The organism is Ignatzschineria sp. PL_is040 (assembly GCF_055813795.1).
The window spans coordinates 119,350-141,822 of the sequence record NZ_JBVPGU010000004.1; the positions used below are offsets into that span (position 1 = coordinate 119,350).

The following is a 22,473-nucleotide window of genomic DNA, read 5'->3' on the forward strand; positions in this document are numbered from 1 at the left end:
TTTTCATTTTTAAAAGTGGATAACAGTTGTGGATACAGGGAGAGAGAAGGCAACATTTCCTGCCTCTTCTCGACTACGATAGTTTCCAATATAGACTCGATAGAGCCCTTTATCATACTTTACTTCTGTTGGTTGCTGTAGCCTATTTGCCATACTTTGCTGGAAATTGATGGCATTTTGCTCACTGCCAAAAGAGCCTAGTTGAATATGGTAGCTTGGCGCTTGAGGGGTAAATGTAGCACTATTTTGGGTGTTTTGCGGAGCGTGTGAATTGGTGAGAGCATAATCTTGGTGCTGATAGCTGCTCTCTATAAATTGTGGTGTTGGATATTGATCCACTGATGACGGATCCATTGATGACGGATCTGTTGGTGACGCGGATATCGACCCTGTTGGCTCCTGCCAGACAACTTCAATTGGCTCTCCTTTATAGGAGATTGTACTCTCTTCCAATTTAGCCGTCTGTGGCGCACCACCTCTTCCGGTATCGGATCCTCCGACTTCAACCATTGCAACGGGATTCTTTTTCGGTTTTTTAGAAGGGTCAAGATATTGGTGAGGTCCAATGGCTTCAACAAGAACTGGTGCAGTACCATTTTTCACCACATCAAGCTCTTTTGCCGCAGCATAAGAGAGATCGATAATACGCCCTTTAACAAAAGGGCCACGATCATTGACTAATACCGTGATCGATTTATTGGTCTCGGTATTGGTGACAATAACATAAGTGGGGATTGGGAGCGTTTTATGAGCTGCTGTAAAAGCGTGCATATCATAGGGCTCACCACTTGAAGTGGGTTTCCCATGGAACTTATCGCCATACCAAGAGGCCATTCCCTTCTCTTTATAACCTTTGGAGGTGGGAAGGACACGATAGGTCTTTCCGAAGACGACATAACTTGCAGGATTGCCCGATTTACTCAAAGGATGTTCTTGAGGAGTTGCCCCTTTAACAGTGGTTCGATATCGCTTATGACCTGTTGAGGAGCAGCTCGCAACCACTAAAAGTAGCAGCGAGCCCAAAACAATCTTTCGATAAGTGCCTAAGTTCCCTAATTGCATTAACGAACCCCTCTTCTAATTGCTTCAGCGACTTGATAGACAGCAAGCGCATAGAGTTTAGAGTGGTTGTAGCGGGTAATGGCATAGAAGTTCTGGTAACCGATCCACCACTCATCTACTTTAGGTTCTGCACTGACTTCAAATTCAAAGAGTGTCACTTTAGCGTTAGGTGTTCCGTTAGGAATGATCACGCCGGCATTACGTAACGTCTGGATGCTCTCTTTAGGGGGCGTTAAACGGCCACTCTGTTTCAATTGTTGATAAGCAAGATTCTGTTTGCTGACCTGAACTTCTTCTGCGATCTTGCCACCTCTTACCCAACCGCTCTTCATTAGGTAATTTCCAACAGAGCCGATAGCATCAACAGGATTGTTCCATAAGTCACGTTTGCCATCACCATCAAAATCGACAGCATAAGCAAGATAGCTCGATGGCATAAATTGTGGATACCCCATAGCGCCGGCATAAGAGCCACGATAGCTGAAGGGATCGCCACCATTTTCATTAAGGATCTTAAAGAAGTTTGCTAATTCTCCAGAGAAGTAGCTCGCGCGTCTAGGATACTCAAAAGCAAGTGTCGAGAGCGCATCGACAACTTTCCATGATCCCTTATTTTGTCCATAGCCGGTCTCAACACCGATAATAGCGGCAATCACAAAGCGATCGACCCCATAGATCTCCTCTGCGCGTAAGAAGGCATCTTTATATTGATTATAGAATTTAATGCCATCATTGATTCTCTTCTCAGTGAGGAAAATAGGACGATATTTCCCCCAATTCATCACCCCTTCTGCCGGTCGATTCATCGCTGCAATAATTTTTGGTTGAATATTGGTATGATCGAGGATTTCACTCATCCAGCGTGGGTCGAGATTCTGTTCCCGGCTCACTTTGTTGATAAATTCTTGTACATCAGCACGATTTGCTAAGTTACTCTTTTCAGGAAGCGTGCTGCTATTTGTCACTGCCGCTGTTTTAGGGGCAGATTGTTGCATCGATCTTTGGATATGGGCTGGTTCGCTCGCTTGAGATTGCGATAAATTACTCTCTTTCACACTATTAGATGCACAGGCAGAGAGCGTCATTGCGCTGATCAATGTTACTGTTAAAAGTCGTAATCTCATTTATTGAATCCTCTTTGTAATAGATGCGGGATGTGAATAGATGTTCATTAATATACCAAAGGAGATAAAGAGAGTCATAATTGAGGTCCCTCCATAACTAATAAAGGGCAGTGGGACACCTACAACAGGGAGTACACCACTGACCATGCCGGTATTAACAAAGACATAGAAAAAGAACACGAGGCAGACCGCTCCCCCCACTAATTGATAGAAACTATCCCGAGCATGATAGGAAATATAGAGTCCGCGCCAAATGATCATAAGATAACAGATTAAGAGAAGAACAGAACCGATTAGCCCAAATTCTTCACCAATAATGGCATAGATAAAATCTGTTGTCGCTTCAGGAAGAAACTGAAGTGAGACCTGAGTACTATTCTCCCAACCTTTTCCATAGATGCCGCCAGAGCCGATAGCGATCTTCGATTGAATAATCTGATATCCTTTGCCGAGCGGGTCAAGTTCTGGATTGAGAAATGTCTCTACGCGATCTTTCTGATACTCCTTCATACCAAAAAACCAGAGAGAGGGGAGTGCGATCGCAATTAATCCAAAAGCGATTAAGATATAGCGCCACTGCAATCCGCCTAAAAAGAGCACAATAATGCCGGAGAAGAGCACGATAATGGCCGTTCCAAGATCGGGCTGAAGGAAGATTAGAGCGACCGGTAGCGCAATGAGAAGGAGTGAGCCGACAACATTAAAAAAGGTTGGGGGAATTTTACGTTTATGGAGATAGTAGGCCACCATCATGGGAACAGCTAACTTGGCAATCTCGGAGGGTTGGAAGCGAAAGAGCTTAAGATCGATCCAACGATAGGCGCCATTGGCCTCAATCCCGATAAAGATCACAGCAAGCAGGAGGAGAAGCGCGACAATATAGATAATAGGGGTCAATTGCTTCAGTCGCTCAGGGGGAAGAAAGGCGATAAATACCATAATCACAAATCCAGCTGCGATTTTGAGCGCTTGGGAGGTGATATAGGCTGTATTGTGGTTTGATGCACTCCAGAGAACGGCAATACTAAAGAGCGTTAACATAGAGATAAGAAAGGTTAAAACAGTATCGAGATGGAAGAAGGCGAGTAATCCTTTTGGCTTCACCTCGATGGTATGGTAGAGCTCTTCATGTCTCATAGCTCATCCTCCTTCTGATAAGGTTCACTTCGTTCTAAGAGAAGATTGTTCTTGGGAGTTTTTGAACCTAAGCGAATATTCATCAATGATTTAAGGTCGGGCATCTGTTGATTAGGAGATGAATTCTCTTCTTGCTTCTCTGTAGGAATCTCTTCGAGATAGGGCATCGATTCAAGTTCTAAGAGAGGAAGCGCCATCTCCTCTTCATGAGCAAATGCCCCCTCTTCCGCTTTAACGCGAGCGAGAGTCTCTTTGGCATAAGGTGTGTCAAAGTCGAGAAGCCAAGCATCTAGAAGCTTTTTAGCAATCGGCGCAGCAACGCGAGAGCCCGACCCTCCATTTTCAACAATCACTGAAATAGCGATTTTAGGGGATTCTACCGGCGCAAAAGCGACATACCAAGCGTGATCTCGATGGCGTCGATCAAGTTTGTTAGCATCATATTTTGCCCCTTGGGCAATCGTTTTAACCTGGGCTGTTCCGGTCTTTCCTGCTGTTTTATATCGATCCGATTTTGTTGCTCTTGCTGTTCCTTTAGCGCCATGAACAACAGCGACCATTCCATCAATAGCGACATCCCAGTACTTCTCATCTTTGAGTACAATCGGTTTGATAGGATTGGGGATCACAAACTCCTTCTGATTAGAGGGAGGCATTGCTGTTGCCCCTAAAATATGAGGTTCGAAAGCCTCACCGCGCATCCCGACAATGGCGGTAGCTTGTGCGATCTGTAGCGGCGTTGTCAGCCAATAACTTTGACCGATGCCGGCAGTGATGGTATCTCCGGTGTACCAAGGTTGTTTAAAGCGCTGACGTTTATACTCCGGTGTTGGTGCAACCCCTTTCGATTCTCCTAAGAGGTCGATGTTGGTGGGAGTACCAAGCGCAAATGGTTTTAGAAAATCAGTCATAATGGTCACGCCCATATTGTAGGCTAACTCATAGAAGAAGACATCGCAGGAGCGCTCGATCGATTTTCGTAGATCGGAGGGGCCATAGTAGCCCATATCTCTAAATTTATGATTATTGCCGGGAACAGAGAAATATCCTTTACAGTTGATGATGGTATTCTCTGTAATAAAATCGTTCTCAAGGCCGGCAAGTCCGATCTGGGGTTTAATGACCGAGCCGGGAGGATAGAGCCCTTGCATCACACGGTTAAGGAAAGGGGTCGAGGGATCATTATTTAACTCATTAAAATCTTTATGGGTAATTCCATCGACGAAGAGATTGGGATCATAGGTCGGCTTTGAGACAAAGGCGAGGACATCCCCACTTTGAGGATCAAGCGCAACGATAGCGCCATCATAATCTTCTAGCGCCTCTTCTGCCAGAATCTGCAGACGCAGGTCGAGTGTTAAGTAGATATTTTTCCCCGGCACAGGAGGAACTTCATCAATTTTGCGAACCGTTCGGCCTGAAGAGCTTGCCTCCACCGTCTCAAAACCCATGGAGCCTCGTAAAATATGTTCAAAACTCTTCTCCGCACCTCTTTTGCCGATATGAGTGATGCCACTATATTCATGTTGTAAGCCTTGCTCCTCAATCTCTTTGAGATCGCGAGTATCGACTCTTCCCACATAGCCGATGGCATGGACAGCACGATTCTTATAGGGGTAGATACGAACTAGATCGGCCTGCAGATTGACACCATTAAGCTTATGGAGATTGATGGCAATAAGGGCAGATTCCTCTTCAGTAAGTCCCTTCTTTAGAACAACACTCTCCTGCCGGTTAGCTCTGCGAAGTCCCCGTTCAAACTGTTTGATCTCCTCATCTGTCAGTGGAACGAGGGTATTAATCTCTTCGAGTACCTGATCGAGGGGAAGGGTGAGATCTTGCCGGACAATCTCGAGATTATAGATCGGCACATTGGTCGCTAAAACCTCCCCATTACGATCGAAGATCTGGCCTCGAGTGGGTGGGAGTGGAAGAAGCTTAATACGATTATCATTGGAGCGAGTGGTATAGAGTTCATGTTCGATCACCTGAAGGTGAAAGAGGCGGCCGATAAGAAAGAGAAAGCCGCAGAGAACCAAGATAGCGCATAAGATCGCTCGCCCTAAAAAGAGAGAGTTGCTATTTGTTTTCTTCTTATTGCTCGTTACATTCATAGGTCTATCGATTCATCTATCCATTCGATGGTTTTAGCTTTTTGTAGGGGTATTGACTATTGATTCTATGACCATTGATTCTATCGTCCCTCTCTTATCCTTTTCTTAAATATTTTTCTCAGATCCTTTCCTCAGATATTTTTCCTCAGATATTCTGTAGAATATTCTGTTTTTACTTATCGTTAATACCAAAAACTTCACAGATCTCATTGAGAAGAATATTAAGAATAGGCCAGAAGAGACTTGAGACGACAATGGGCATGACCCAGTGGGTAAAACTAGGGGTTGAGTTGCCTAAAATACCATTCACCCAGATTGTAATGAGTGATTGGGCAGCAAAAAGAAAGGGGATAAGAATAGTCTGCTCCGGCAATGTAAAGGACTTTATTCGAGGATAGTAGCGCTTCACAATATAACAGAGCAGGGCAAAGGTAAAACCATGCAAACCCCAGACAAAGGATTTAGAGATATCGAGTAGCAGCCCCATTAGCCATGCTGAACCAACACCAAAGTGTTTTCGGAGTTTGACGGCCCAAAAGAGCATCGTCATTGTGGTCCAGTTAGGGCGAATCGCCTCAAAAAAATTGGGCATTGAGATGGTATCTAATACGATGGAGATACCAAAGGTGATTAAAATAATAATCAATCGTTTAAGGAAGGTCATCATACTCTCCCGGCGTTAAGATTAAGACCTCACGAATCCGATCTAATTTTGCAGTGGGGGTTGCGATAATTTTAGCAAAGTATCCTGTCGAGTCGACGGTAATTGTCTTAATGACAGCAACAGGGTAGCCTTGCGGAAAGCGTTCATCTAACCCTGATGTCACTAGAAGATCGCCCACCTTTACATCATCATCAAAAGCGATATTGGAGATCTCAATCTCATTGAGCTTTCCATTTCCATTAGCAATTCCTCGAATACCATTACGATTGACCTCAACCGGAAGCGAGTGGTGAGGATCAGTAATGAGAATCACTTTGCTCGAGGAGGGGGAGACAGAGACTGTCTGCCCAACAATACCAAGATTATTTAAGACGGGAAGATTCTCCTCTACACCTTGATTAGCGCCACGATTGAGAAGCACAATATGGCGATAGGGGTCGGAGTTAATATTGATCAGTTGCGCAATAATGGTGGAGTGATCAAGCTTTGAGGAGGATTGTAGTAGTAGGCGAAGACGTCTATTTTCGGCGGTTAATGCCGCCATCTGTTGCGTTTCGTAAGCAAGATAGAGCTCTTTCTCTTCTAATGTTGCGATTCTTTGTAGAAGCTCCTCTTTTTCGGTATACCACTGTTTGAGTCGCTCAATACCGCGATAGGGGGCTTCTGCAATAAGTGAGAGTGGATGAATAATCTCTTCTAGATAATATTTAGGAAGGCGGAGATAGCTTGTTCGGTGGTCAAGAAACATCAGAGCGATCGAGAGCAAGCAGAAAAGAATTGTCTTTCCTTTAAGGCCAAAGCTTTGGAACTCAAATTGTTCCTGCCCTTTATCTTGCTTATCCATAAATATTAGCTCGTCTACTTTGCAAAAATAATAGTGAAAGATCGGGGATGCCGGTGAGGGGAAATTGGTAAGAGTGATAGCGAAACCCCTACCTAGATATGACTCGAGATAGGGGTTTGATCGTTTTTAAACTTACTCTAAACCAAAGGCATTGTAGCCGTAGACCCCTTGAAGTTCGAGGGCTTTTCCACCACCACGAACAACACAGGTTAAAGGATCATCAGCAATAAGTGCATCTAATCCGGTCTCTTCAGAGATCAACTGATCAATATTACGAAGTAGTGCGCCACCACCGGTAATGACGATGCCTCTTTCAGAGATATCAGCTGCAAGTTCAGGAGGTGTCGATTCAAGTGCTAATTGTACGGCACTTACAATTCCTTGTAGCGGTTCCATTAAGGCTTCTAAGATCTCATTCGAGGTGAGTGAGAAGGTACGCGGTAAGCCCTCACTTAAATTACGTCCACGCACTTGTGTTTCAAGAACCTCAGCAGTGGGGAATGCGGTTCCAATATCTTTTTTGATTCGTTCTGCTGTCGGCTCACCAATCAACATCCCATAGTTGCGGCGAACATAGTTGATAATTGCCTCATCAAACGTATCTCCACCGATACGAACTGAGTTAGCATAAACAATACCGGTTAAGGAGATGACAGCAACTTCAGAGGTTCCCCCACCAATATCGAGAACCATCGATCCCGTCGCTTCATGTACAGGAATGCCGGCGCCTAATGCGGCTGCCATCGGCTCTGGAATGAGACGTGCTTCAAGCGCTCCGGCACTTTCAGCTGCTTCCTTAATGGCGCGACGTTCAACATGGGTGGCGCCGGATGGAACACAGACGATTACGCGAGGATTAGGGCGACCTAAGAGAATATTGCGTTTGAGAACTTGGTTGATAAAATTCTCCAGCATAATCTCTGTTTTAGGAAGGTCGGCAATAACCCCATCTTTAAGGGGGCGTGTTGTTTCGATCGTATCAGGCGTTCTACCAAGCATTAATTTTGCCTCTTGACCTACCGCTGAGAGACGCGGACGACCCGTTTTAAGATCGCGCTCAATGGCGACAACAGAAGGTTCATTTAACACGATCCCTTGACCGCGCATATAAATCAGAGTGTTTGCCGTACCAAGATCGATGGAGAGATCTCTGGAAAAAAAAGCCTTCAAACGTTTTGGGATCATAATTAATACTCAATGTGAATTCGGTTGACTTTATTAACCTACCTATCAATCTTCTATGAATCTTTTATAAAGTAGGCAGGCTCCTAGAAAATAAGGTACGATTATAGCAATTAATGGCGCCAGATGATTAAAATATTTAGAAAATTTTTATTGTTATCGAGTCTTGAAGGAGAATTAGATGGATCGTAAAAAGCAGTTTGTTGCCGGTAACTGGAAGATGAATGGATCACTTGCGGAGAATCGTGAGCTTCTCAATGAGCTGATGGAGCTTGTGAAAGATGCTGATGCGGAAGTGGTGGTATTCCCCCCTGCGATCTATATTCAGCAGGTCGCTTCTATTACTGAAGGCAGCAATATTAAAGTAGGTGTTCAGAATGTTTCGGCAGAAGCGAAAGGCGCTTTTACTGGAGAGATCTCGCTTGCGATGGTTGAAGATTTTGGTTGCCGTTATGTCTTAATTGGTCACTCAGAGCGCAGAACGCTCTATGGCGAGACAGATGCAGATGTTGCCAAGAAGATGAAAGCAGTTGTTGATGCAGGTCTGATTCCTGTTATCTGTGTTGGTGAAACGTTAGAAGAGCGTGAGTCGGGCAGAACAGAGGCGGTGATTAAGCAGCAGTTAACCTCTGTTATCGATGCTATTGGCATTGAAGCTTTTAAAGAGGCAATTGTTGCATATGAACCTGTTTGGGCAATTGGTACAGGTAAAACAGCGACGCCAGAAGAGGCGGAGAGTGTTCATAATTTTATTCTCTGTACTTTAAAAAGTTACGATGATAAAATATCGAACCTCGTAAGGGTTGTTTATGGCGGTAGCGTGAATGCATCAAATGTAGAATCACTCTTCGCACAAGAGAATATTGATGGGGCTCTCGTTGGAGGCGCATCGTTAAAAGCTAAAGAGTTTGCAAAGATTGTTTTAGCCTAATTTAGGATAAGGTAGAGAAGAAAGATGCTTGAAAATCTAATTTATGTTCTTCATGTTGTAGTATGTCTTATTATTATTGCATTAGTACTTGTACAGCAAGGTAAGGGCGCGAATATAGGTGCTTCTTTCGGACAAGGCGCATCCGGTACAGTATTTGGCGCAGCGGGTAAAGCAAACTTTCTCGCACGTCTTACAAAATGGATGGTTGCGCTTTTTTTCATTACAAGTCTTGTAATGATGTTTAATTCAGGTAAGATTAGCGCTAGCAGTAGTGTGATCGATTCACTCCCAATTCAGGAAGTTCCTGTTATTGGTGGCAGTGAGCCTGTAACGAAGTAACTCTGCAGCAGATTTTAAAAATTTTAAAAGTTATGCCGGCGTGGTGGAATTGGTAGACACGCTACCTTGAGGTGGTAGTGCCTAACAGCGTCCCAGTTCAAATCTGGGCGTCGGTACCAACATAAGATCCTAGATAGATTATTCTATCTAGGATTTTTTCTTGTCTGTTTTTTATTATTTCTGGGTAAGAAAGGAGATGGAGCCGCGGGAGCCGACTATCGCACTCTTTTCACCGGTGTATGCCCGCGGTTTGGCATCTTTGATGCCTATTGCCGGCACGTGATTAATCGAAGTATGTAGGAGTAAGATCCGGCAACGTTCAGTTTTCTTCATTCAATCTTTTTTAATTAATTATTAATTATGCTTAAGAGAGGTTGTTGAGCAGCGGGAGCCGACCATTGCGTTCTTTTTCTTGGTGCATGCCCTCCGGTTGGCATCTTCAATGGCAAGAAGAATTGTTATTTGGAATAATATTGAAGCGATTAGTTTACCGGTATTTTAGAAGTTGCCACTTGCCGGCGCGTGATTGGTGGAAGCATGCAGGAGTAAGATCCGGCAACGTTCAGCCTATTTTATGCAATAGCTTTATGGTAATTTTAGTGATTAAAGATCGTTATCTGCCGGCGCATGATTGAGAGATATGCAGTGGTGAATCCCGGCAATTCAAAATATTTTGCACTATTTTTTCTCACATACTTGTTTTCTTGTTGGAAGGGTTGTAATATTGTTTTCCTCAATTCAGCAAGTAGTTAAAAGAGTTGATTGAGCAATGCCGGCGTGGTGGAATTGGTAGACACGCTACCTTGAGGTGGTAGTGCGTAACTGCGTCCCAGTTCAAATCTGGGCGTCGGTACCATACAAAGAGAAGCTCTAGTAGAAATACTAGAGCTTTTTTATTGTCTGTTATTTATCAGTGCCTCACCTTATCGCTTCCCGAAAATTTCTCCACTTCACTAAGCTTAACGATGCTTGCTTGGGATGATAGGGAGTAAGATATGCAAACTTTAGAGCGATTGGAGCTGCGCTGGCAGGAGCGACATTTCTTTACCGAACAGATGGCACTGCTCCTAGATGCCGGAATTTCTTTAACGAAAGCATTACAATTACTGGCAAACTATAGCCAGCGCCGACGATTGCAGTTTCTCTTTCAAGAGCTGGAAAAGAGCGTGATGGCAGGGCGAGCACTCTCTACTGTTTTGGCAAAAGCCCCCAAAAGCTTCTCACATCTCTATCTTGCTCTAATCCGTGTTGGTGAACAGTCAGGACAGTTGCCGGCTGTTTTTCATTATCTTGAATCGTTAGAGCGGACTGAGAGGGAGAGAGGCATGATGATTCGTAAAGCATTACGCTATCCTCTAACGGTTTTTATTGTCGCTTTAGGGGTTCTTCTCTTTATTCTGACAGCGATTGTTCCCACCTTTGAGTCGATCTATCGCGCAAGTGGTGAGCCGCTCCCTCTATTGACACAAAAGGTGATCGATTTCTCCCACTTTCTCTTCTCTCCCCAATTGCTCTATGGGATCACATTACTCTTAATCCTTTTTTGGGGCATTGTTCGTCTCTATCATGCCCAAGGACGCTTTCGATACGCTTTTGATCGAATGGTTTTAGAGATCCCCTTTTTAGGCTCAATTCTACAGGAAGGGTTGATTGTTCGTTGTGCAGTTGTACTCCATTTGATGTTGCAAAGTGGTGTCACGCTAGTTAATGCGATGAAGCTTTTTGCAAATAGTGTGGAGAATTGTTACCAAAAAGAGAGGTTAGAAGCGATGATTGTGGATCTAAGCGCCGGAAACTCTCTCCATCAAAGCGCTATGAAGAGTGGGTTGATGAGTGATGTTGCATTAACCATGATCTCGATTGGTGAAGTGAGTGGGGAGTTAGAGATCATTATGAGGCGGATTGCTGATTATCATAGCATGCGACTTAAAGGGCGTATCGAAGGATTGATTGCGCTGATCGATCCCCTCTCTTTGCTATTGATCGGGACGCTTGTGGGAGTTATTTTGATAGCACTCTATCTACCCCTTTTCAATATTGGTACTGCGCTCTAAGGTTAAAATGGTAGAAAATGATGGTAAAAGAGTTACTCTTGTCGGCATTGGTTGCGTTAGGGATTCTGTTTCTCTACGCTTGGCTTTGGTGGATTCGTAAAGGGATCTATGATTTGCATTTTAATCGTCATTTGCCTCGGAATCTGAGTAATCGGCACTTGTTCCTTTTTCAGAAGGGAACGCTTTCAATGCTTTTGTCATCACTTTTCTCTCCATCTTATAAAAGGGGGGAAGAGATACTCTCTTTTGGTACTCTCTTGAGGCTTTTTCTGCGATTTTTTCTATTTTTATTCTCTCTACAACTCTTTCTTTCGCTGAGCTTATCTCTTCTCTTCAATTATCAACTTCAGTGGCAGGATCGTCTCTTTCTTCTCCTTTTGATGCCGTTGATCCTCTTTGACCTGCGTTACTATCTCATCCCTGATCCGCTTCTCTATCCGCTACTATGGTGTGGTATTCTCCTCTCTCTTTTGCAGTTAGGGTCTGTTGCGCTCGAATCTGCTCTTTTAGGCGTTATGGGCGGATATCTTCTCTTTGAGGTCTGTTACTGGAGTGGGGTGCTTTTTGTGAGAAGGGAGATTATGGGGCGGGGAGATATTAAACTCTTTGCAGCACTTTTAGCCTGGGTTGGGGTGCAAAATTTATCGCAACTTCTGCTATTAAGTGCGCTATTAGGATTGGGATATGGATTCTTTATCACTCTAAAAGGCATTCTATTGCAGAGGCGAGCTGAGAAATTAGAGGGGGAGTTAGAGCGAGCGTTAGAGGTGAAAATCGCCAAAAATTTGGGGGATAAAGTGATACCCTTTGCGCCGGCATTAGGTTTTTCAGGTATAATTCTCTACTTTAACCTACAAATTTTCGGCAATTGAACGAAAAAGAGAGAGGATTGATCGCATCAATTGGCGTGCATTCTCTTATTGGGTTGTATAAAAATGGTAAGAGATGGGCGTGATGAGCGCTACTGCGTATGGATTATTGCATATTTTTGTAATGTAGTGAGTATGTGGAGCGTTGTGGTGTAATATCGCAGGGGGAGAAGATGGGCGAAGCGTTAGATGATAAAGTGAGAGTAGATCAAGGTGAGGAGCAGGGAGATTTGGCTCAAAGAGCAAGGCGTCTGCTTTTGACCGGGGGGATTGCAAGTGGTAAAACCTTTGTCTCCGACTATCTTGCTTCAAAAGGGGCGATAATTATCGACACCGATCAGATCTCCCGGCAGTTGACGCAAAGCAGTAATGCTCGTGGTCGAGCAGCGCTTGCCGAGATTAGGGATACTTTTGGTGATCAGCTCTTTACCGCGAAGGGTGAGCTTGATCGCCCAAAGATGCGTGAGTTGATCTTCAATGATGAAAAAGCGAAGCAACAGTTAGAGGCTATTTTGCATGGGCGTATTCGTAGTGCGGTTGAGGAGTTGATCAATCAATCTCACCATGCGCCCTACATTGTGGTGGTTGTCCCTGTGATTGACCAAAATTCCCCCTATTTAGAGTTGTGTGATGATGTGTTAGTAATTGAGGTTCCTTATCAATTACAGTTACAGCGCTTAATGGCTCGTGATAGTATTGATAAAGATTTAGCGGAGAAGATTATTAATGCGCAAATCTCCCGTTTAGATCGACGAAAGCTAGGTAATCATATTATCATCAATGAAAACAACCAGTTTGTGGAACGGCAACTTGATAAACTTCACCTGTACTATCGAGAGCCTGTAGCTCTAACTTGAAAGGGTAATAATTTATACAGTTATACAGTTATACAGTTAAGTAGTTAAATGATGCATTCATGCAATGATGCAATAGCGCAATGGCAGATCATGTAACTGCTTAAAAATGGTCAAAATGAGAGCTGGTGGGAGTTGATGCGGTGAGGGTTATTAGCAATATTCCAGAGCGAGATAGTGAAATAATAGATAAGGATCAGAATGATTTACGAGTTTCCATTAACAGAAGGTATCAGACGCTTTTTAAGAATCGAGATGTTAGCAGAGCAGGCAGTGGTCTATATTGAGCATGATTCAGAATATAGTACTATCGCTGCCGTTCGCGCATTGTTAGATCTCGTCACGCTGGTCTCTAAAAATGATACAAAAATTGAGTTGATCAAACAGCTCGATCAGATGATCTCTATGAATAAGCTTGAAGGGGATGATCAGCTTGAAGCTGTAGAGCTCAAGAATATCTTAAGCCGGCAATCATTTCGTGCTTATGATGATGTTAAGGAGAATGTCTTCCTCAATACATTGCGCCAACGATTTGTCATTGTTGGTGGGATCTGTGCATTTGATCTTCCTGTATTGCATAATTGGCTCAATATGCCCTTCGAGCTACGGAAACAGCACTTTTATCAATGGATGTCTGTAATCGACAATGTGATGCATGCCGTCCGTTTTGTCTTAAAGCATCTTCGTAGCAAGATGATTGAAGAGGAGTGTGTCTTTAAGCATGGCTTCTACTATCGATCCGTGAAGTGGAAGGCAGGGCTACTGCGCCTCAATACCGATGGTTATGATTTCTTTCCAGAATTTAGTGGGAACCGTCATCAATTGAGTATTCGATTGGTGGCGCAATCAACACCTTGGGAGCCTCCTCGTCAAGTGGATACAGATATTACCTTGAAGGTGGAAATTTGTGGTGCTTAACCTATTGCGTTAAATCTATTTAAGGCTATTTTGAGCGTTATTAGAGGTTGATTATTAGAGATTGATTGTTCGGGGATGATCTTAGATGTTGATAGTATATGAGCGTTTATCGTTCATCATTTATTCATCATTTATGTTGGATAGCTTTTGATGCCAGAGAGATCAGGAAGATCAAGTAGGATTAGGTAAGATCAGGTAGACCAGATAGAATTTTATGATTTTATGTTCAATCGCTTAAAAGAGGAGTGGTTGAGTCGTTAATTCCTTTATTTTAATGAGGTATTTATGAGTTTAGATGGAAAGATTGCATTAGTCACCGGCGCAACGCGCGGTATTGGAAAGGCGATTGCCGAAAGTCTTGCCCGTGAAGGTGCTTATGTCTTTGGTACGGCAACATCAGAGAAAGGGGCTGAAACAATCTCCGCTTATTTAGGAGAGTCAGGTGAAGGATTAGTGCTCAATGTCACAGATCAAGAGAGCATTGAATCTGTTTTAAAAGCAATTACTGAAAAGAAAGGATCGCCTGCAATTTTAGTGAATAATGCCGGCATCACCCGCGATCAACTCTTAATGCGAATGAAAGATGATGAGTGGAATGATGTTATTTTAACCAATCTAACAAGTGTCTATGCACTTTCAAAAGCACTTCTTCGTCCGATGATGAAGGCGAGATATGGTCGAATTATTAACATCAGCTCTGTTGTTGGTATTACAGGTAATGCCGGTCAAACGAATTATGCGGCGGCAAAAGCAGGTGTGATTGGTTTTACAAAATCGATGGCAAAAGAGGTAGGATCACGTGGAATTACAGTCAATTGCGTGGCGCCAGGTTTTATCGATACAGATATGACTAAAGATTTACCAGAGTCTGTTAAAGAGTCTCTTTTAGCCAATATTCCCGCTGGTAGACTTGGGGAACCTGAAGAGATTGCAGCGGCGGTCACCTTTTTAGCTTCCGATCTTGCTGCCTATATTACAGGCGAAACCATCAATGTTAATGGTGGTATGTTGATGGACTAATGATTTTTTATTAGTTATAATTGCCATTGTATTAATTTTGGTGAACTGTTAATTCAACAGTCGTTTTTTTAGTACAGAATTGGCACGAGCCATTTTGTTATAATAATTTAAGGATTTAAAGTTATGAGCGACATCGAAGCACGAGTCAAAAAAGTAATTATGGAACAACTTGATGCTAAAGAAGAGCAAGTTGTGAATTCAGCATCTTTCGTAGACGATTTAGGTGCAGATTCTCTTGATACTGTTGAGTTAGTAATGGCTCTTGAAGAAGAGTTTGACTGCGATATTCCAGACGAAGAAGCAGAAAAAATTACTACAGTTCAGCAGGCTATCGACTACGTAAATGCTAACCTATAGTAGTTGATTTACAGAATGTGATTTTGGGTAGATGTTAGGAAACAAGCCTCTGCTCGAATGCATATGTAAATAGAAGCGACTGTTTAGGACTTATATTAAGCTCTATACAGTCGCTTTTTTTTATCGATAGTTTTTCAGTGTAGAACTTTTAATTGTAGAAATTTTAATTGTAGAAATTTCAACTGTAGATTATTGACAGATAATACCGATTTACTTGATGGATATAGATAAAGCTGACAGACAAGGGGGCTTTAAATGAAACGACGAGTGGTTGTTACAGGGCTAGGAGCAGTAACGCCTGTAGGAAATAGTTATGAAGAGTCTTGGAAAAATATTTTAGCAGGGAAGAGTGGAGCGGCACCGATTACCCATTTTGATGTGAGTAATTCCCCTGTAACATTTTCTGCCCCTGTAAAAGATTTCGATATATCGAAATATATCTCCCCTAGAGATGCGCGAAGACTCAATCTCTTTATTCAGTATGGTATTGCTGCTGGCTTAGATGCTTTAGCAGATTCTGGACTTGAAATTACAGATGAGAATGCAGAGCGTGTTGGTGCTTTAATTGGATCAGGTATCGGTGGATTGCCAGGAATTGAAGAGAATCACTCAACATTGATCGATCGTGGATCCAATAAGGTGAGCCCATTTTTTGTACCTGGATCGATCGTGAATATGGTATCAGGACAGATCTCGATCTTGACGGGATTGAAAGGACCTAATATTGCGGCAGTTACTGCTTGTGCTTCTGCAACACATTCGATCGGTCTTGCAGCGCGTTTAATCGAGCATGGGGATGCGGATGTGATGTTAGCAGGTGGTGCGGAGATGGCAACAACGCCATTAGGCGTTGCAGGATTTGCCGCAGCTAGAGCACTCTCCCGTCGTAATGATGCCCCGGAAAAAGCATCTCGCCCATGGGATGTGGATCGTGATGGTTTTCTATTAGGGGATGGTGCCGGTGTGATCGTTCTAGAAGAGTATGAGCATGCTAAAGCCCGAGGCGCACATATCTACTGTGAGTTGATCGGTTTTGGAATGAGTTCAGACGCATACCATATTACAAGCCCTTCTCCCGATGGTGAAGGTGCATCACTCTGTATGAATGCAGCGATTAAAGATGCAGGAATTGATCCATCTGAGATCGATTATATCAATGCTCATGGAACCTCAACCCCTGTCGGCGATCTGATGGAGCTCAAAGCGATCAAAAACAGTTTTGGTGATGCGGCAAAAGATGTTGCGATCAGTTCAACTAAATCGATGACAGGTCATCTTTTAGGTGCCGCCGGTGGGATCGAGGCGATCTTCTCCATTCTGGCAATGAGAGATCAAATTATTCCTCCTACGATCAATCTAGATAATCCCGAGCCAGAAGTGGCAGAGTATCGTATCATTGCCAATAAGGCAGAGCCGGCAGAGTTGAAGGTCGTTCTCTCTAACTCATTTGGCTTTGGCGGGACAAATGGTAGCCTGATCTTTAAAAAAATAGATTAAGTGAAGAGGTTTTCTTTTGAGATTATTGGGTAGAGTTATTCAGACCTTTTTTCGTTATCTTCTATCGAAAGTAAGCGTTATTATCTTCTTAATTATTTTGCTAGGCGGCTTCTTTGTTGTCTCTAAAGATCTAGAGGACTTTTTGCAGACCCCCGTGAATTTGCCGGAAGATGGGATCGTTCTTGAGATTAAGCCGGGGATGACGATTGATGATGTTGTTGGGATATTGCGTAGTAAAAATATTATTCGCAATGCTCTCTACTTTAAGTGGTATGCCCGATTTACCGGTGATGCGAGTAAGTTGAAGGTCGGGGAATATGCGCTCTTACCGGAGATGTATCCTCTTGAACTTCTCTCAATTATTACCAGTGGTCGTGTCTTGCAATATAACTTTACCATTATTGAGGGGTGGAACTTCTCTCAGCTACGGCAAGCTTTGGAGAAATCCCCCCATCTCAATCAAACTTTAAAGGGTTTAAGTAATGAAGAGGTGATGGCTGCGATCGGTTTAGAGGGAAAACCTTATGAAGGCTATTTTCTCCCCGATACCTATCTGTTTCCTAAAAATTATAGTGACGCTGAACTCTTGAAGCGTAGTTACGCGGCGATGAATGAGGTGGTCGATAAGGCTTGGGCGACGCGTCAGCCGAATCTCCCTATTAAAAATAAGGGGGAGCTCTTAACGCTAGCTTCTATTGTGGAGAAGGAGACGGGAGTTGCCAGTGAAAGGCCGGAGATTGCCGGTGTTTTTGTGCGGCGACTCCAGAAGGGGATGCGTCTACAGACTGATCCAACCGTTATCTATGGTTTAGGGGATCAATATCGTGGTGTAATCTATAAGAGCGATCTTCAACGTGATACCCCTTACAATACTTATACTCGTGATGGGCTTCCCCCTACGCCAATTGCGATGCCAAGTCGAGAGGCGATCTATGCGGCGGCAAATCCAAAACCGGGTAAGACGCTCTACTTTGTCGCAAAGGGGGATGGTTCTGGTGAACATCTCTTTTCAGAGACATTAGATCAGCATAATCGAGCGGTCAAGCAGTATCGCGATCGAATGAGAGGGAAATAGTAGTGATCGAGCAAGAGAAAGCAGCAGAGAGATCAGAAGTGAAATCGGAAGTGAAGCCTAAAGTAAAATCATCTATACAAGACTCCCTTCAGAATAAGAGCCCCGTTCGGGGTTCTTTTATTACATTTGAAGGAACTGAAGGTGCCGGAAAAAGTACGCAGATTGCATATGTAAAAGCATTTTTAGAGGCGCAGGGAATCGATGTTGTCACAACACGAGAGCCAGGAGGTACGCCTCTAGGTGAGTCGGTCAGAGAGTTACTCCTCACAAAGGAGATGTCCCAGATGACAGAATTGCTCTTAATGTTTGCAGCGCGAGCAGAGCATATTGCAAAGGTGATATTGCCGGCGATGAAGGCAGGAAAATGGGTTCTCTGTGATCGCTTTACCGAATCGAGTTATGCCTATCAAGGTTATGCGCGAGGTCTCCCCTTGAGCGATATTGAGGCCTTAGAACAACTTGTGCAAGGGGATCTTCGCCCTGATTGTACCTTTTGGTTCAATCTTCCTGTAGTTGAGGGGATGAAGCGCGTTCAATCTCGTGGCAAAAAGGATCGCTTTGAGGCGGAAAATATTCATTTTTTTGAGAAGGTATCTGCCGGATTTGAGGCACTCTCTCAAGCAAGACCTACGCAGTTTTGCGTTATTGATGCAATGGCGCCGATCGATCAGGTTACCGATGCGATCTTGAAAAAGATTGAGAGTCTCCCCGCTTATCAAGCACGAGGAGGAGATGATGAAAGATGAACAAAAAGAGATGAGGGACTTAATACGCTTTAAAGAGATTCCTTGGCTTCAGGCAGGTTATCTCGATTTAATGCAGCGAATCGAAAGCCCTTACCCACCCCATGCGCTCTTGATCTATGGAAAGTCCGGCGTCGGTAAACGGTATCTGGTGGATGCGCTTGTTAATCGGATTTTATGTCAGAATCCTCAGGATGGGCATGCTTGTGGCGTGTGTCAAAGTTGTCGCTGGCTGCAATCGGCGTTTCATCCCGATCTCTATATCATTGCCGGAGAGAGTGAAATCAAGGTGGATGATATTCGTAAAATTCACCATTTTGCGCAACTCACGCCGGAGACCGGCCGGAAAGTAGTGGTGATTAAGCAGGCGGATCGAATGAATCTAAATGCCGCCAATAGTCTTTTAAAGGTACTTGAGGAGCCGCCTCACGATCTGCTCTTTCTCTTAGAGAGTAGTGAGCCGGAGAAGTTACCGATCACCGTTCGAAGTCGGTGCCAATTCTATTTTGTAGAGTCCCCTTCAGAGGAGGATTCTCTCAGCTATCTACAGAAGCAGATTACAGGGCATTACTCCCTAAAAGAGGAGCAGTTGCGGCTGCTCTTAGCGGTGACCTTTGATGCGCCTTTTTTAGCGCTCAACTATCTACAACAGGGCTATATTGAGAAGCTACAACCGTTGCAAGAGAGTCTCGAGCGATTACTATTAGGCGAGATACTCCCAAGCCGAGAGTTAACGCTTCTTCTTGAGACAGAAGCGCTCACCTTTGGCTTTCTCTTTTTTCTTCTTCGAAACTCTTTTGATCCCACCGCGGGAGAGCGTTTTCCTACATTAGCGCCGCTCTTTCTCTATCTTGCGCGTCTTTCGCCCCAATTTCGTTTAACGCAATATGAGCAATTAGTTGAAATTAGTCGATTGCGAGAGGAGCAGACACGAACCGATTGGGCATTAGAGGCTTGGTTTGTCTCTTTCTTTGGCTAGTCTCATTGCCGGTTTCTGTAGGTGCCGGCAACGCCTATTTTTCTCTCTCCCTCTCTCTCCTTCTCTCTTTTAGTTAACGAGATGGGCCACTTTAGGAATCTGCGATTTTAGTGTTGTAATTCTTTCCGGTCCTGATGGATGGGTAGAGAGAATAGAGCTACCACTACCGCCGGAGGCATTTAACATCTTCTGCCAGAGGGTGACCGCCGCATTGGGGTCATAGCCGGCAAGCGCCATCAATTCCAATCCTAAAATATCTGCCTCACTCTCCATCGTTCGGGAGAAGGGGAGAGAGAAGGCGACATCCCCTGCTTGTTGCATCAATTCATTGCCAATCTCTCCAACACCTAACACGGAGGCGACAATAGAGATCCCAGACGTTTTGACTAATGCTTGGGAGGCTTTCTCACGACTATGTTCTCGTAAGACATGAGCCATTTCATGCCCTACAATTGCGGCAATCTCGTCATCGGTAAGATTGAGTTGCTCAACAATACCGCTGTAGACTGCCATCTTTCCACCCGGCATAGCAAAAGCATTGAGCTCATTGCTACGAATCACATTGATCTCCCACTCAAATTGTTCACTATCGGGGCGGAAGTTTTGCGTATGGGGTACTAATCGTTTAAAAACACGCTTAACGCGTTGTGCCGTGCGGGAATTATGATCGACTGCACCAGATTTTTTAGCATCAAGAATCATCCCTTGATAAGCCTGTTTCGATTGCGCATTGAGTTCTGCGGCCGGAATCAATTGTAGTTGTGAGCGCGTAACACCCGTTAATCCTGCTTGAGTACTACTTGCACAAGCAGTGATAATTAATGTTGCTGCCACAATGGAGAATAATTTCTTCTGTTGATTGCCCTGAGAGGGAATAACGGCTCCTATCTGCCCCAATATCGTTTTAATCTTCATCGCTTCTACGCTCCTAAACAAGTTATATTCTTCGATGCTTTGACCGATTGGTTTTTCGGTTTGCTATCTCTACTATGAGCTGAAAATCAGCAGTGGATTGGCGATCAATCCGTTGATTGATGGGCGCAATGGGAGATTTGTCTTCCGGCATCTTACCCTTCACCGTAAATGGATCTATTGTACTACTTTTAGGGGCGATCTTATTGAAAAAGCGCTAGAAAATAGTAGGAGGTTACATGAGATCGATGATCAGCTTTTTTAGAGAGTGGTTTTTATCACGCGTGACTTTTGTAGAAGAGGCGATAGGGGGTTCACCAGAAGAGCGGCACATCATTGAGGAGCGATCGAGAGAAGATTGTATGGTGGAAGATCGCATGATGGCAGAGGGCGGTTTTACCCTGATGGAGCTTCTAATTGTGTTAGCTCTAATTGCGACTATTAGTATGATCGCGATTCCGGTCTACAGTAACTATCTACAACGTGCAAAGATTACAGAAGGGCTCACTTTAGCAAAAGGTATTCAATTGGAGGCTGAGCTCTACTATGCCCTCAATGGTGATTGGCCACAAGAAGATGCTCATGAGCAGTTAGGATTAGGGGCGGCAGAGAGTTATCGTGGTAATAGTGTGGGGTCTATTGCGCTTGCCGGGAATCATATCATCATTACTTATAATGATGAGGTCAAAAGTGAAGGGAGTGACTCGGCTAAATTACGCTTAACAGCTCAAACTGCAGGTGGCACTATTCAGTGGGTTTGTCAGGGGGAGAATATTGCTAAAGAGCACCTTCCGAAAGAGTGTCTCACTCAATAGCATCTTCTGTAAGGCTTTGCGTTAGGGGTATGATATAATTCTTCTTAAATATCCCTAGTGGGTGAGGAGGTAGCACTCTCCTGATAGGGGCATTTATAGAAAAATCATATGAGTAGTCATATGAGAAGTCATGTGATAAATCATATTAGAAATCATATTAGAAATCATATTGGCAACCGATCGAGAATAGTGATTATTTTTGATCGGTTATCTCTTTTATTGTGTTGATCATTTTTGATAATAGAGCCGTTAATTGTGAAGACATTACTATTGCGTAGAGTAAAACCTGAATGGATGATCACCCTAATTTTAGGGTTGATTGTTTTGGCTTTAGTGGCGATTATTGCGCGTGATATTATGGAGCGTCGCCGTATCGACCAGGCATTAGAGGAGGCAAAGACCTTAATATCGGAAGTAGCGCTTAGTTTAACCATCGAGCAGATGACAACACCACTTGCTGTCTCAAATGCCTTTTTAGCAGAGCGTACCCCCAATATTGCTGACATCATTATCTACCCGGGAAATTATCTTGAAGTAACTTTCTCTCCAATGTTGATCAATCTTCCGAATAGGACATTACAGCTCTCGTTCAACTCTCTTGACCAATTAACGCGGGGAAATGTGGAGTGCCGTGGAGGAGATCTCCCCATGCCGATCACTCCTTTACAATGTCGTCGATAGATTCGGCATCAAAGATGCCAATAGGCGGGCATGCAGTTGTAAAAAGAACGAAATAGTCGGCTCCCGCCGTTCAACAATCTCTCTTAAGAATGATTGAAAGATATTCATTGAAAAAAGAAGCTGAACGCTGCCGGTCCTTACTATCGCGTACTTCCACAAATCGCGTGCCGGCAAGTGGACATTAAAGATGGCAATAGGCGGGCATGCAGTTGTAAAAAGAACGAAATAGTCGGCTCCCGCCGTTCAACAATCTCTCTTAAGAATGATTGAAAGATATTCATTGAAAAAAGAAGCTGAACGCT

The 22,473-nt window shown here is 43.8% G+C and carries 24 protein-coding genes and 2 tRNA genes; 17 read left to right on the forward strand and 9 right to left on the reverse strand.

Translation table 11 applies throughout. The annotated features are described in order from the left end of the window. Positions 1-9: 9 nt before the first annotated feature. The 7 genes from AC0SAP_RS07050 to AC0SAP_RS07080 form a co-directional block, all read right to left on the reverse strand. Positions 10-1,062, reverse strand: coding sequence for a septal ring lytic transglycosylase RlpA family protein (locus AC0SAP_RS07050; RefSeq protein WP_473383619.1), 1,053 nt, complete (start codon positions 1,060-1,062; stop codon positions 10-12). Then, positions 1,062-2,186 (reverse strand): lytic murein transglycosylase B, encoded by a 1,125-nt coding sequence (gene mltB / locus AC0SAP_RS07055; protein ID WP_473383621.1) that lies wholly within the window; start codon positions 2,184-2,186, stop codon positions 1,062-1,064. The genes AC0SAP_RS07050 and mltB overlap by 1 nt, the downstream gene beginning before the upstream one ends. Continuing rightward, on the reverse strand, positions 2,187-3,323 hold the full coding sequence (gene rodA / locus AC0SAP_RS07060; protein WP_286481603.1) for a rod shape-determining protein RodA: 1,137 nt from the start codon (positions 3,321-3,323) through the stop codon (positions 2,187-2,189). Then, positions 3,320-5,437: a penicillin-binding protein 2 gene (gene mrdA / locus AC0SAP_RS07065; RefSeq protein WP_473383622.1), complete on the reverse strand. Its 2,118-nt coding sequence runs from the start codon at positions 5,435-5,437 to the stop codon at positions 3,320-3,322. Before mrdA ends, rodA begins: the two co-directional genes overlap by 4 nt. A gap of 172 nt (positions 5,438-5,609) precedes the next feature. Next, complete coding sequence (gene mreD / locus AC0SAP_RS07070; RefSeq protein ID WP_109236350.1) at positions 5,610-6,104, reverse strand: rod shape-determining protein MreD; 495 nt, start codon at positions 6,102-6,104, stop codon at positions 5,610-5,612. After that, a complete protein-coding gene (gene mreC, locus AC0SAP_RS07075) occupies positions 6,088-6,945 on the reverse strand; it encodes a rod shape-determining protein MreC (protein WP_094567859.1) in 858 nt (285 codons plus the stop codon). The genes mreD and mreC overlap by 17 nt, the downstream gene beginning before the upstream one ends. 132 nt (positions 6,946-7,077) lie before the next feature. Further along, on the reverse strand, positions 7,078-8,130 hold the full coding sequence (locus tag AC0SAP_RS07080; RefSeq protein ID WP_094567858.1) for a rod shape-determining protein: 1,053 nt from the start codon (positions 8,128-8,130) through the stop codon (positions 7,078-7,080). A 178-nt stretch (positions 8,131-8,308) separates the two neighbouring features. On the opposite strand from AC0SAP_RS07080, the gene tpiA reads away from it, so the two are divergent. The 3 genes from tpiA (at position 8,309) to AC0SAP_RS07095 (ending at position 9,516) form a co-directional block, all read left to right on the forward strand. Beyond that, on the forward strand, positions 8,309-9,058 hold the full coding sequence (gene tpiA, locus AC0SAP_RS07085) for a triose-phosphate isomerase (RefSeq protein ID WP_094567857.1): 750 nt from the start codon (positions 8,309-8,311) through the stop codon (positions 9,056-9,058). Positions 9,059-9,082: 24 nt separating this feature from the next. Continuing rightward, a complete protein-coding gene (secG, locus tag AC0SAP_RS07090) occupies positions 9,083-9,397 on the forward strand; it encodes a preprotein translocase subunit SecG (RefSeq protein ID WP_094567856.1) in 315 nt (104 codons plus the stop codon). 34 nt (positions 9,398-9,431) lie between these two features. Continuing rightward, positions 9,432-9,516: transfer RNA gene (locus AC0SAP_RS07095), tRNA-Leu, on the forward strand. A gap of 55 nt (positions 9,517-9,571) precedes the next feature. Here the strand turns inward: AC0SAP_RS07095 and AC0SAP_RS07100 are convergent. Beyond that, positions 9,572-9,730: a hypothetical protein gene (locus tag AC0SAP_RS07100; protein WP_473383624.1), complete on the reverse strand. Its 159-nt coding sequence runs from the start codon at positions 9,728-9,730 to the stop codon at positions 9,572-9,574. Positions 9,731-9,870: 140 nt separating this feature from the next. Between AC0SAP_RS07100 and AC0SAP_RS07105 the strand changes: the two genes are divergently transcribed. The 12 genes from AC0SAP_RS07105 to AC0SAP_RS07160 all read left to right on the forward strand — a co-directional run bounded on the left by AC0SAP_RS07105 (position 9,871) and on the right by AC0SAP_RS07160 (position 19,763). Next, on the forward strand, positions 9,871-10,032 hold the full coding sequence (locus AC0SAP_RS07105) for a hypothetical protein (protein WP_473383626.1): 162 nt from the start codon (positions 9,871-9,873) through the stop codon (positions 10,030-10,032). Positions 10,033-10,168: 136 nt separating this feature from the next. Then, a tRNA-Leu gene (locus tag AC0SAP_RS07110) sits at positions 10,169-10,253 on the forward strand. Positions 10,254-10,392: 139 nt separating this feature from the next. Continuing rightward, positions 10,393-11,451: a type II secretion system F family protein gene (locus AC0SAP_RS07115; RefSeq protein ID WP_473383627.1), complete on the forward strand. Its 1,059-nt coding sequence runs from the start codon at positions 10,393-10,395 to the stop codon at positions 11,449-11,451. Between the two features lie 17 nt (positions 11,452-11,468). Beyond that, positions 11,469-12,323, forward strand: coding sequence for a prepilin peptidase (locus AC0SAP_RS07120; RefSeq protein WP_473383629.1), 855 nt, complete (start codon positions 11,469-11,471; stop codon positions 12,321-12,323). 170 nt (positions 12,324-12,493) lie between these two features. Next, entirely contained in the window at positions 12,494-13,177 is a 684-nt protein-coding gene (coaE, locus tag AC0SAP_RS07125) for a dephospho-CoA kinase (protein ID WP_473383630.1), read from the forward strand. A gap of 198 nt (positions 13,178-13,375) precedes the next feature. Continuing rightward, positions 13,376-14,092 carry a cell division protein ZapD gene (zapD, locus tag AC0SAP_RS07130; RefSeq protein WP_094567850.1) on the forward strand — a complete coding sequence of 239 codons (717 nt, stop codon included), beginning with the start codon at positions 13,376-13,378 and terminating at the stop codon, positions 14,090-14,092. Between the two features lie 285 nt (positions 14,093-14,377). Then, positions 14,378-15,112: a 3-oxoacyl-ACP reductase FabG gene (fabG, locus tag AC0SAP_RS07135; RefSeq protein ID WP_473383631.1), complete on the forward strand. Its 735-nt coding sequence runs from the start codon at positions 14,378-14,380 to the stop codon at positions 15,110-15,112. A 123-nt stretch (positions 15,113-15,235) separates the two neighbouring features. Continuing rightward, positions 15,236-15,469: an acyl carrier protein gene (acpP, locus tag AC0SAP_RS07140; protein WP_094567847.1), complete on the forward strand. Its 234-nt coding sequence runs from the start codon at positions 15,236-15,238 to the stop codon at positions 15,467-15,469. Between the two features lie 255 nt (positions 15,470-15,724). Continuing rightward, positions 15,725-16,966: a beta-ketoacyl-ACP synthase II gene (gene fabF, locus AC0SAP_RS07145; RefSeq protein WP_473383633.1), complete on the forward strand. Its 1,242-nt coding sequence runs from the start codon at positions 15,725-15,727 to the stop codon at positions 16,964-16,966. A gap of 16 nt (positions 16,967-16,982) precedes the next feature. Then, on the forward strand, positions 16,983-18,041 hold the full coding sequence (gene mltG / locus AC0SAP_RS07150) for an endolytic transglycosylase MltG (RefSeq protein WP_094567843.1): 1,059 nt from the start codon (positions 16,983-16,985) through the stop codon (positions 18,039-18,041). 74 nt (positions 18,042-18,115) lie between these two features. Further along, a complete protein-coding gene (gene tmk, locus AC0SAP_RS07155; RefSeq protein ID WP_353623204.1) occupies positions 18,116-18,787 on the forward strand; it encodes a dTMP kinase in 672 nt (223 codons plus the stop codon). Further along, positions 18,774-19,763, forward strand: a complete 990-nt coding sequence (locus AC0SAP_RS07160) for an AAA family ATPase (protein WP_473383635.1) — start codon at positions 18,774-18,776, stop codon at positions 19,761-19,763. The genes tmk and AC0SAP_RS07160 overlap by 14 nt, the downstream gene beginning before the upstream one ends. Before the next feature lie 69 nt (positions 19,764-19,832). On the opposite strand, the gene AC0SAP_RS07165 is transcribed toward AC0SAP_RS07160, so the two are convergent. Next, on the reverse strand, positions 19,833-20,678 hold the full coding sequence (locus tag AC0SAP_RS07165; protein ID WP_473383637.1) for a M48 family metallopeptidase: 846 nt from the start codon (positions 20,676-20,678) through the stop codon (positions 19,833-19,835). Between the two features lie 236 nt (positions 20,679-20,914). Here AC0SAP_RS07165 and AC0SAP_RS07170 point away from each other — a divergent pair, with 236 nt between their 5' ends. Both AC0SAP_RS07170 and AC0SAP_RS07175 read left to right on the forward strand, forming a co-directional pair. Then, entirely contained in the window at positions 20,915-21,490 is a 576-nt protein-coding gene (locus AC0SAP_RS07170) for a pilin (protein WP_473383638.1), read from the forward strand. 255 nt (positions 21,491-21,745) lie between these two features. Beyond that, the gene (locus AC0SAP_RS07175; protein ID WP_133243695.1) at positions 21,746-22,171 is read left to right on the forward strand and encodes a hypothetical protein; all 426 of its coding nucleotides are present in this window, start codon (positions 21,746-21,748) and stop codon (positions 22,169-22,171) included. The last annotated feature ends 302 nt before the right edge of the window (positions 22,172-22,473 follow it).

Coding starts and splice junctions, on each gene's coding strand:
- AC0SAP_RS07050 (WP_473383619.1), bottom strand. CDS start 1,062: ATGCAATTAGGGAACTTAGGCACTTATCGAAAGATTGTTTTGGGCTCG.
- mltB (WP_473383621.1), bottom strand. CDS start 2,186: ATGAGATTACGACTTTTAACAGTAACATTGATCAGCGCAATGACGCTC.
- rodA (WP_286481603.1), bottom strand. CDS start 3,323: ATGAGACATGAAGAGCTCTACCATACCATCGAGGTGAAGCCAAAAGGA.
- mrdA (WP_473383622.1), bottom strand. CDS start 5,437: ATGAATGTAACGAGCAATAAGAAGAAAACAAATAGCAACTCTCTCTTT.
- mreD (WP_109236350.1), bottom strand. CDS start 6,104: ATGATGACCTTCCTTAAACGATTGATTATTATTTTAATCACCTTTGGT.
- mreC (WP_094567859.1), bottom strand. CDS start 6,945: ATGGATAAGCAAGATAAAGGGCAGGAACAATTTGAGTTCCAAAGCTTT.
- AC0SAP_RS07080 (WP_094567858.1), bottom strand. CDS start 8,130: ATGATCCCAAAACGTTTGAAGGCTTTTTTTTCCAGAGATCTCTCCATC.
- tpiA (WP_094567857.1), top strand. CDS start 8,309: ATGGATCGTAAAAAGCAGTTTGTTGCCGGTAACTGGAAGATGAATGGA.
- secG (WP_094567856.1), top strand. CDS start 9,083: ATGCTTGAAAATCTAATTTATGTTCTTCATGTTGTAGTATGTCTTATT.
- AC0SAP_RS07100 (WP_473383624.1), bottom strand. CDS start 9,730: ATGAAGAAAACTGAACGTTGCCGGATCTTACTCCTACATACTTCGATT.
- AC0SAP_RS07115 (WP_473383627.1), top strand. CDS start 10,393: ATGCAAACTTTAGAGCGATTGGAGCTGCGCTGGCAGGAGCGACATTTC.
- AC0SAP_RS07120 (WP_473383629.1), top strand. CDS start 11,469: ATGATGGTAAAAGAGTTACTCTTGTCGGCATTGGTTGCGTTAGGGATT.
- coaE (WP_473383630.1), top strand. CDS start 12,494: ATGGGCGAAGCGTTAGATGATAAAGTGAGAGTAGATCAAGGTGAGGAG.
- zapD (WP_094567850.1), top strand. CDS start 13,376: ATGATTTACGAGTTTCCATTAACAGAAGGTATCAGACGCTTTTTAAGA.
- fabG (WP_473383631.1), top strand. CDS start 14,378: ATGAGTTTAGATGGAAAGATTGCATTAGTCACCGGCGCAACGCGCGGT.
- acpP (WP_094567847.1), top strand. CDS start 15,236: ATGAGCGACATCGAAGCACGAGTCAAAAAAGTAATTATGGAACAACTT.
- fabF (WP_473383633.1), top strand. CDS start 15,725: ATGAAACGACGAGTGGTTGTTACAGGGCTAGGAGCAGTAACGCCTGTA.
- AC0SAP_RS07160 (WP_473383635.1), top strand. CDS start 18,774: ATGATGAAAGATGAACAAAAAGAGATGAGGGACTTAATACGCTTTAAA.
- AC0SAP_RS07165 (WP_473383637.1), bottom strand. CDS start 20,678: ATGAAGATTAAAACGATATTGGGGCAGATAGGAGCCGTTATTCCCTCT.
- AC0SAP_RS07170 (WP_473383638.1), top strand. CDS start 20,915: ATGAGATCGATGATCAGCTTTTTTAGAGAGTGGTTTTTATCACGCGTG.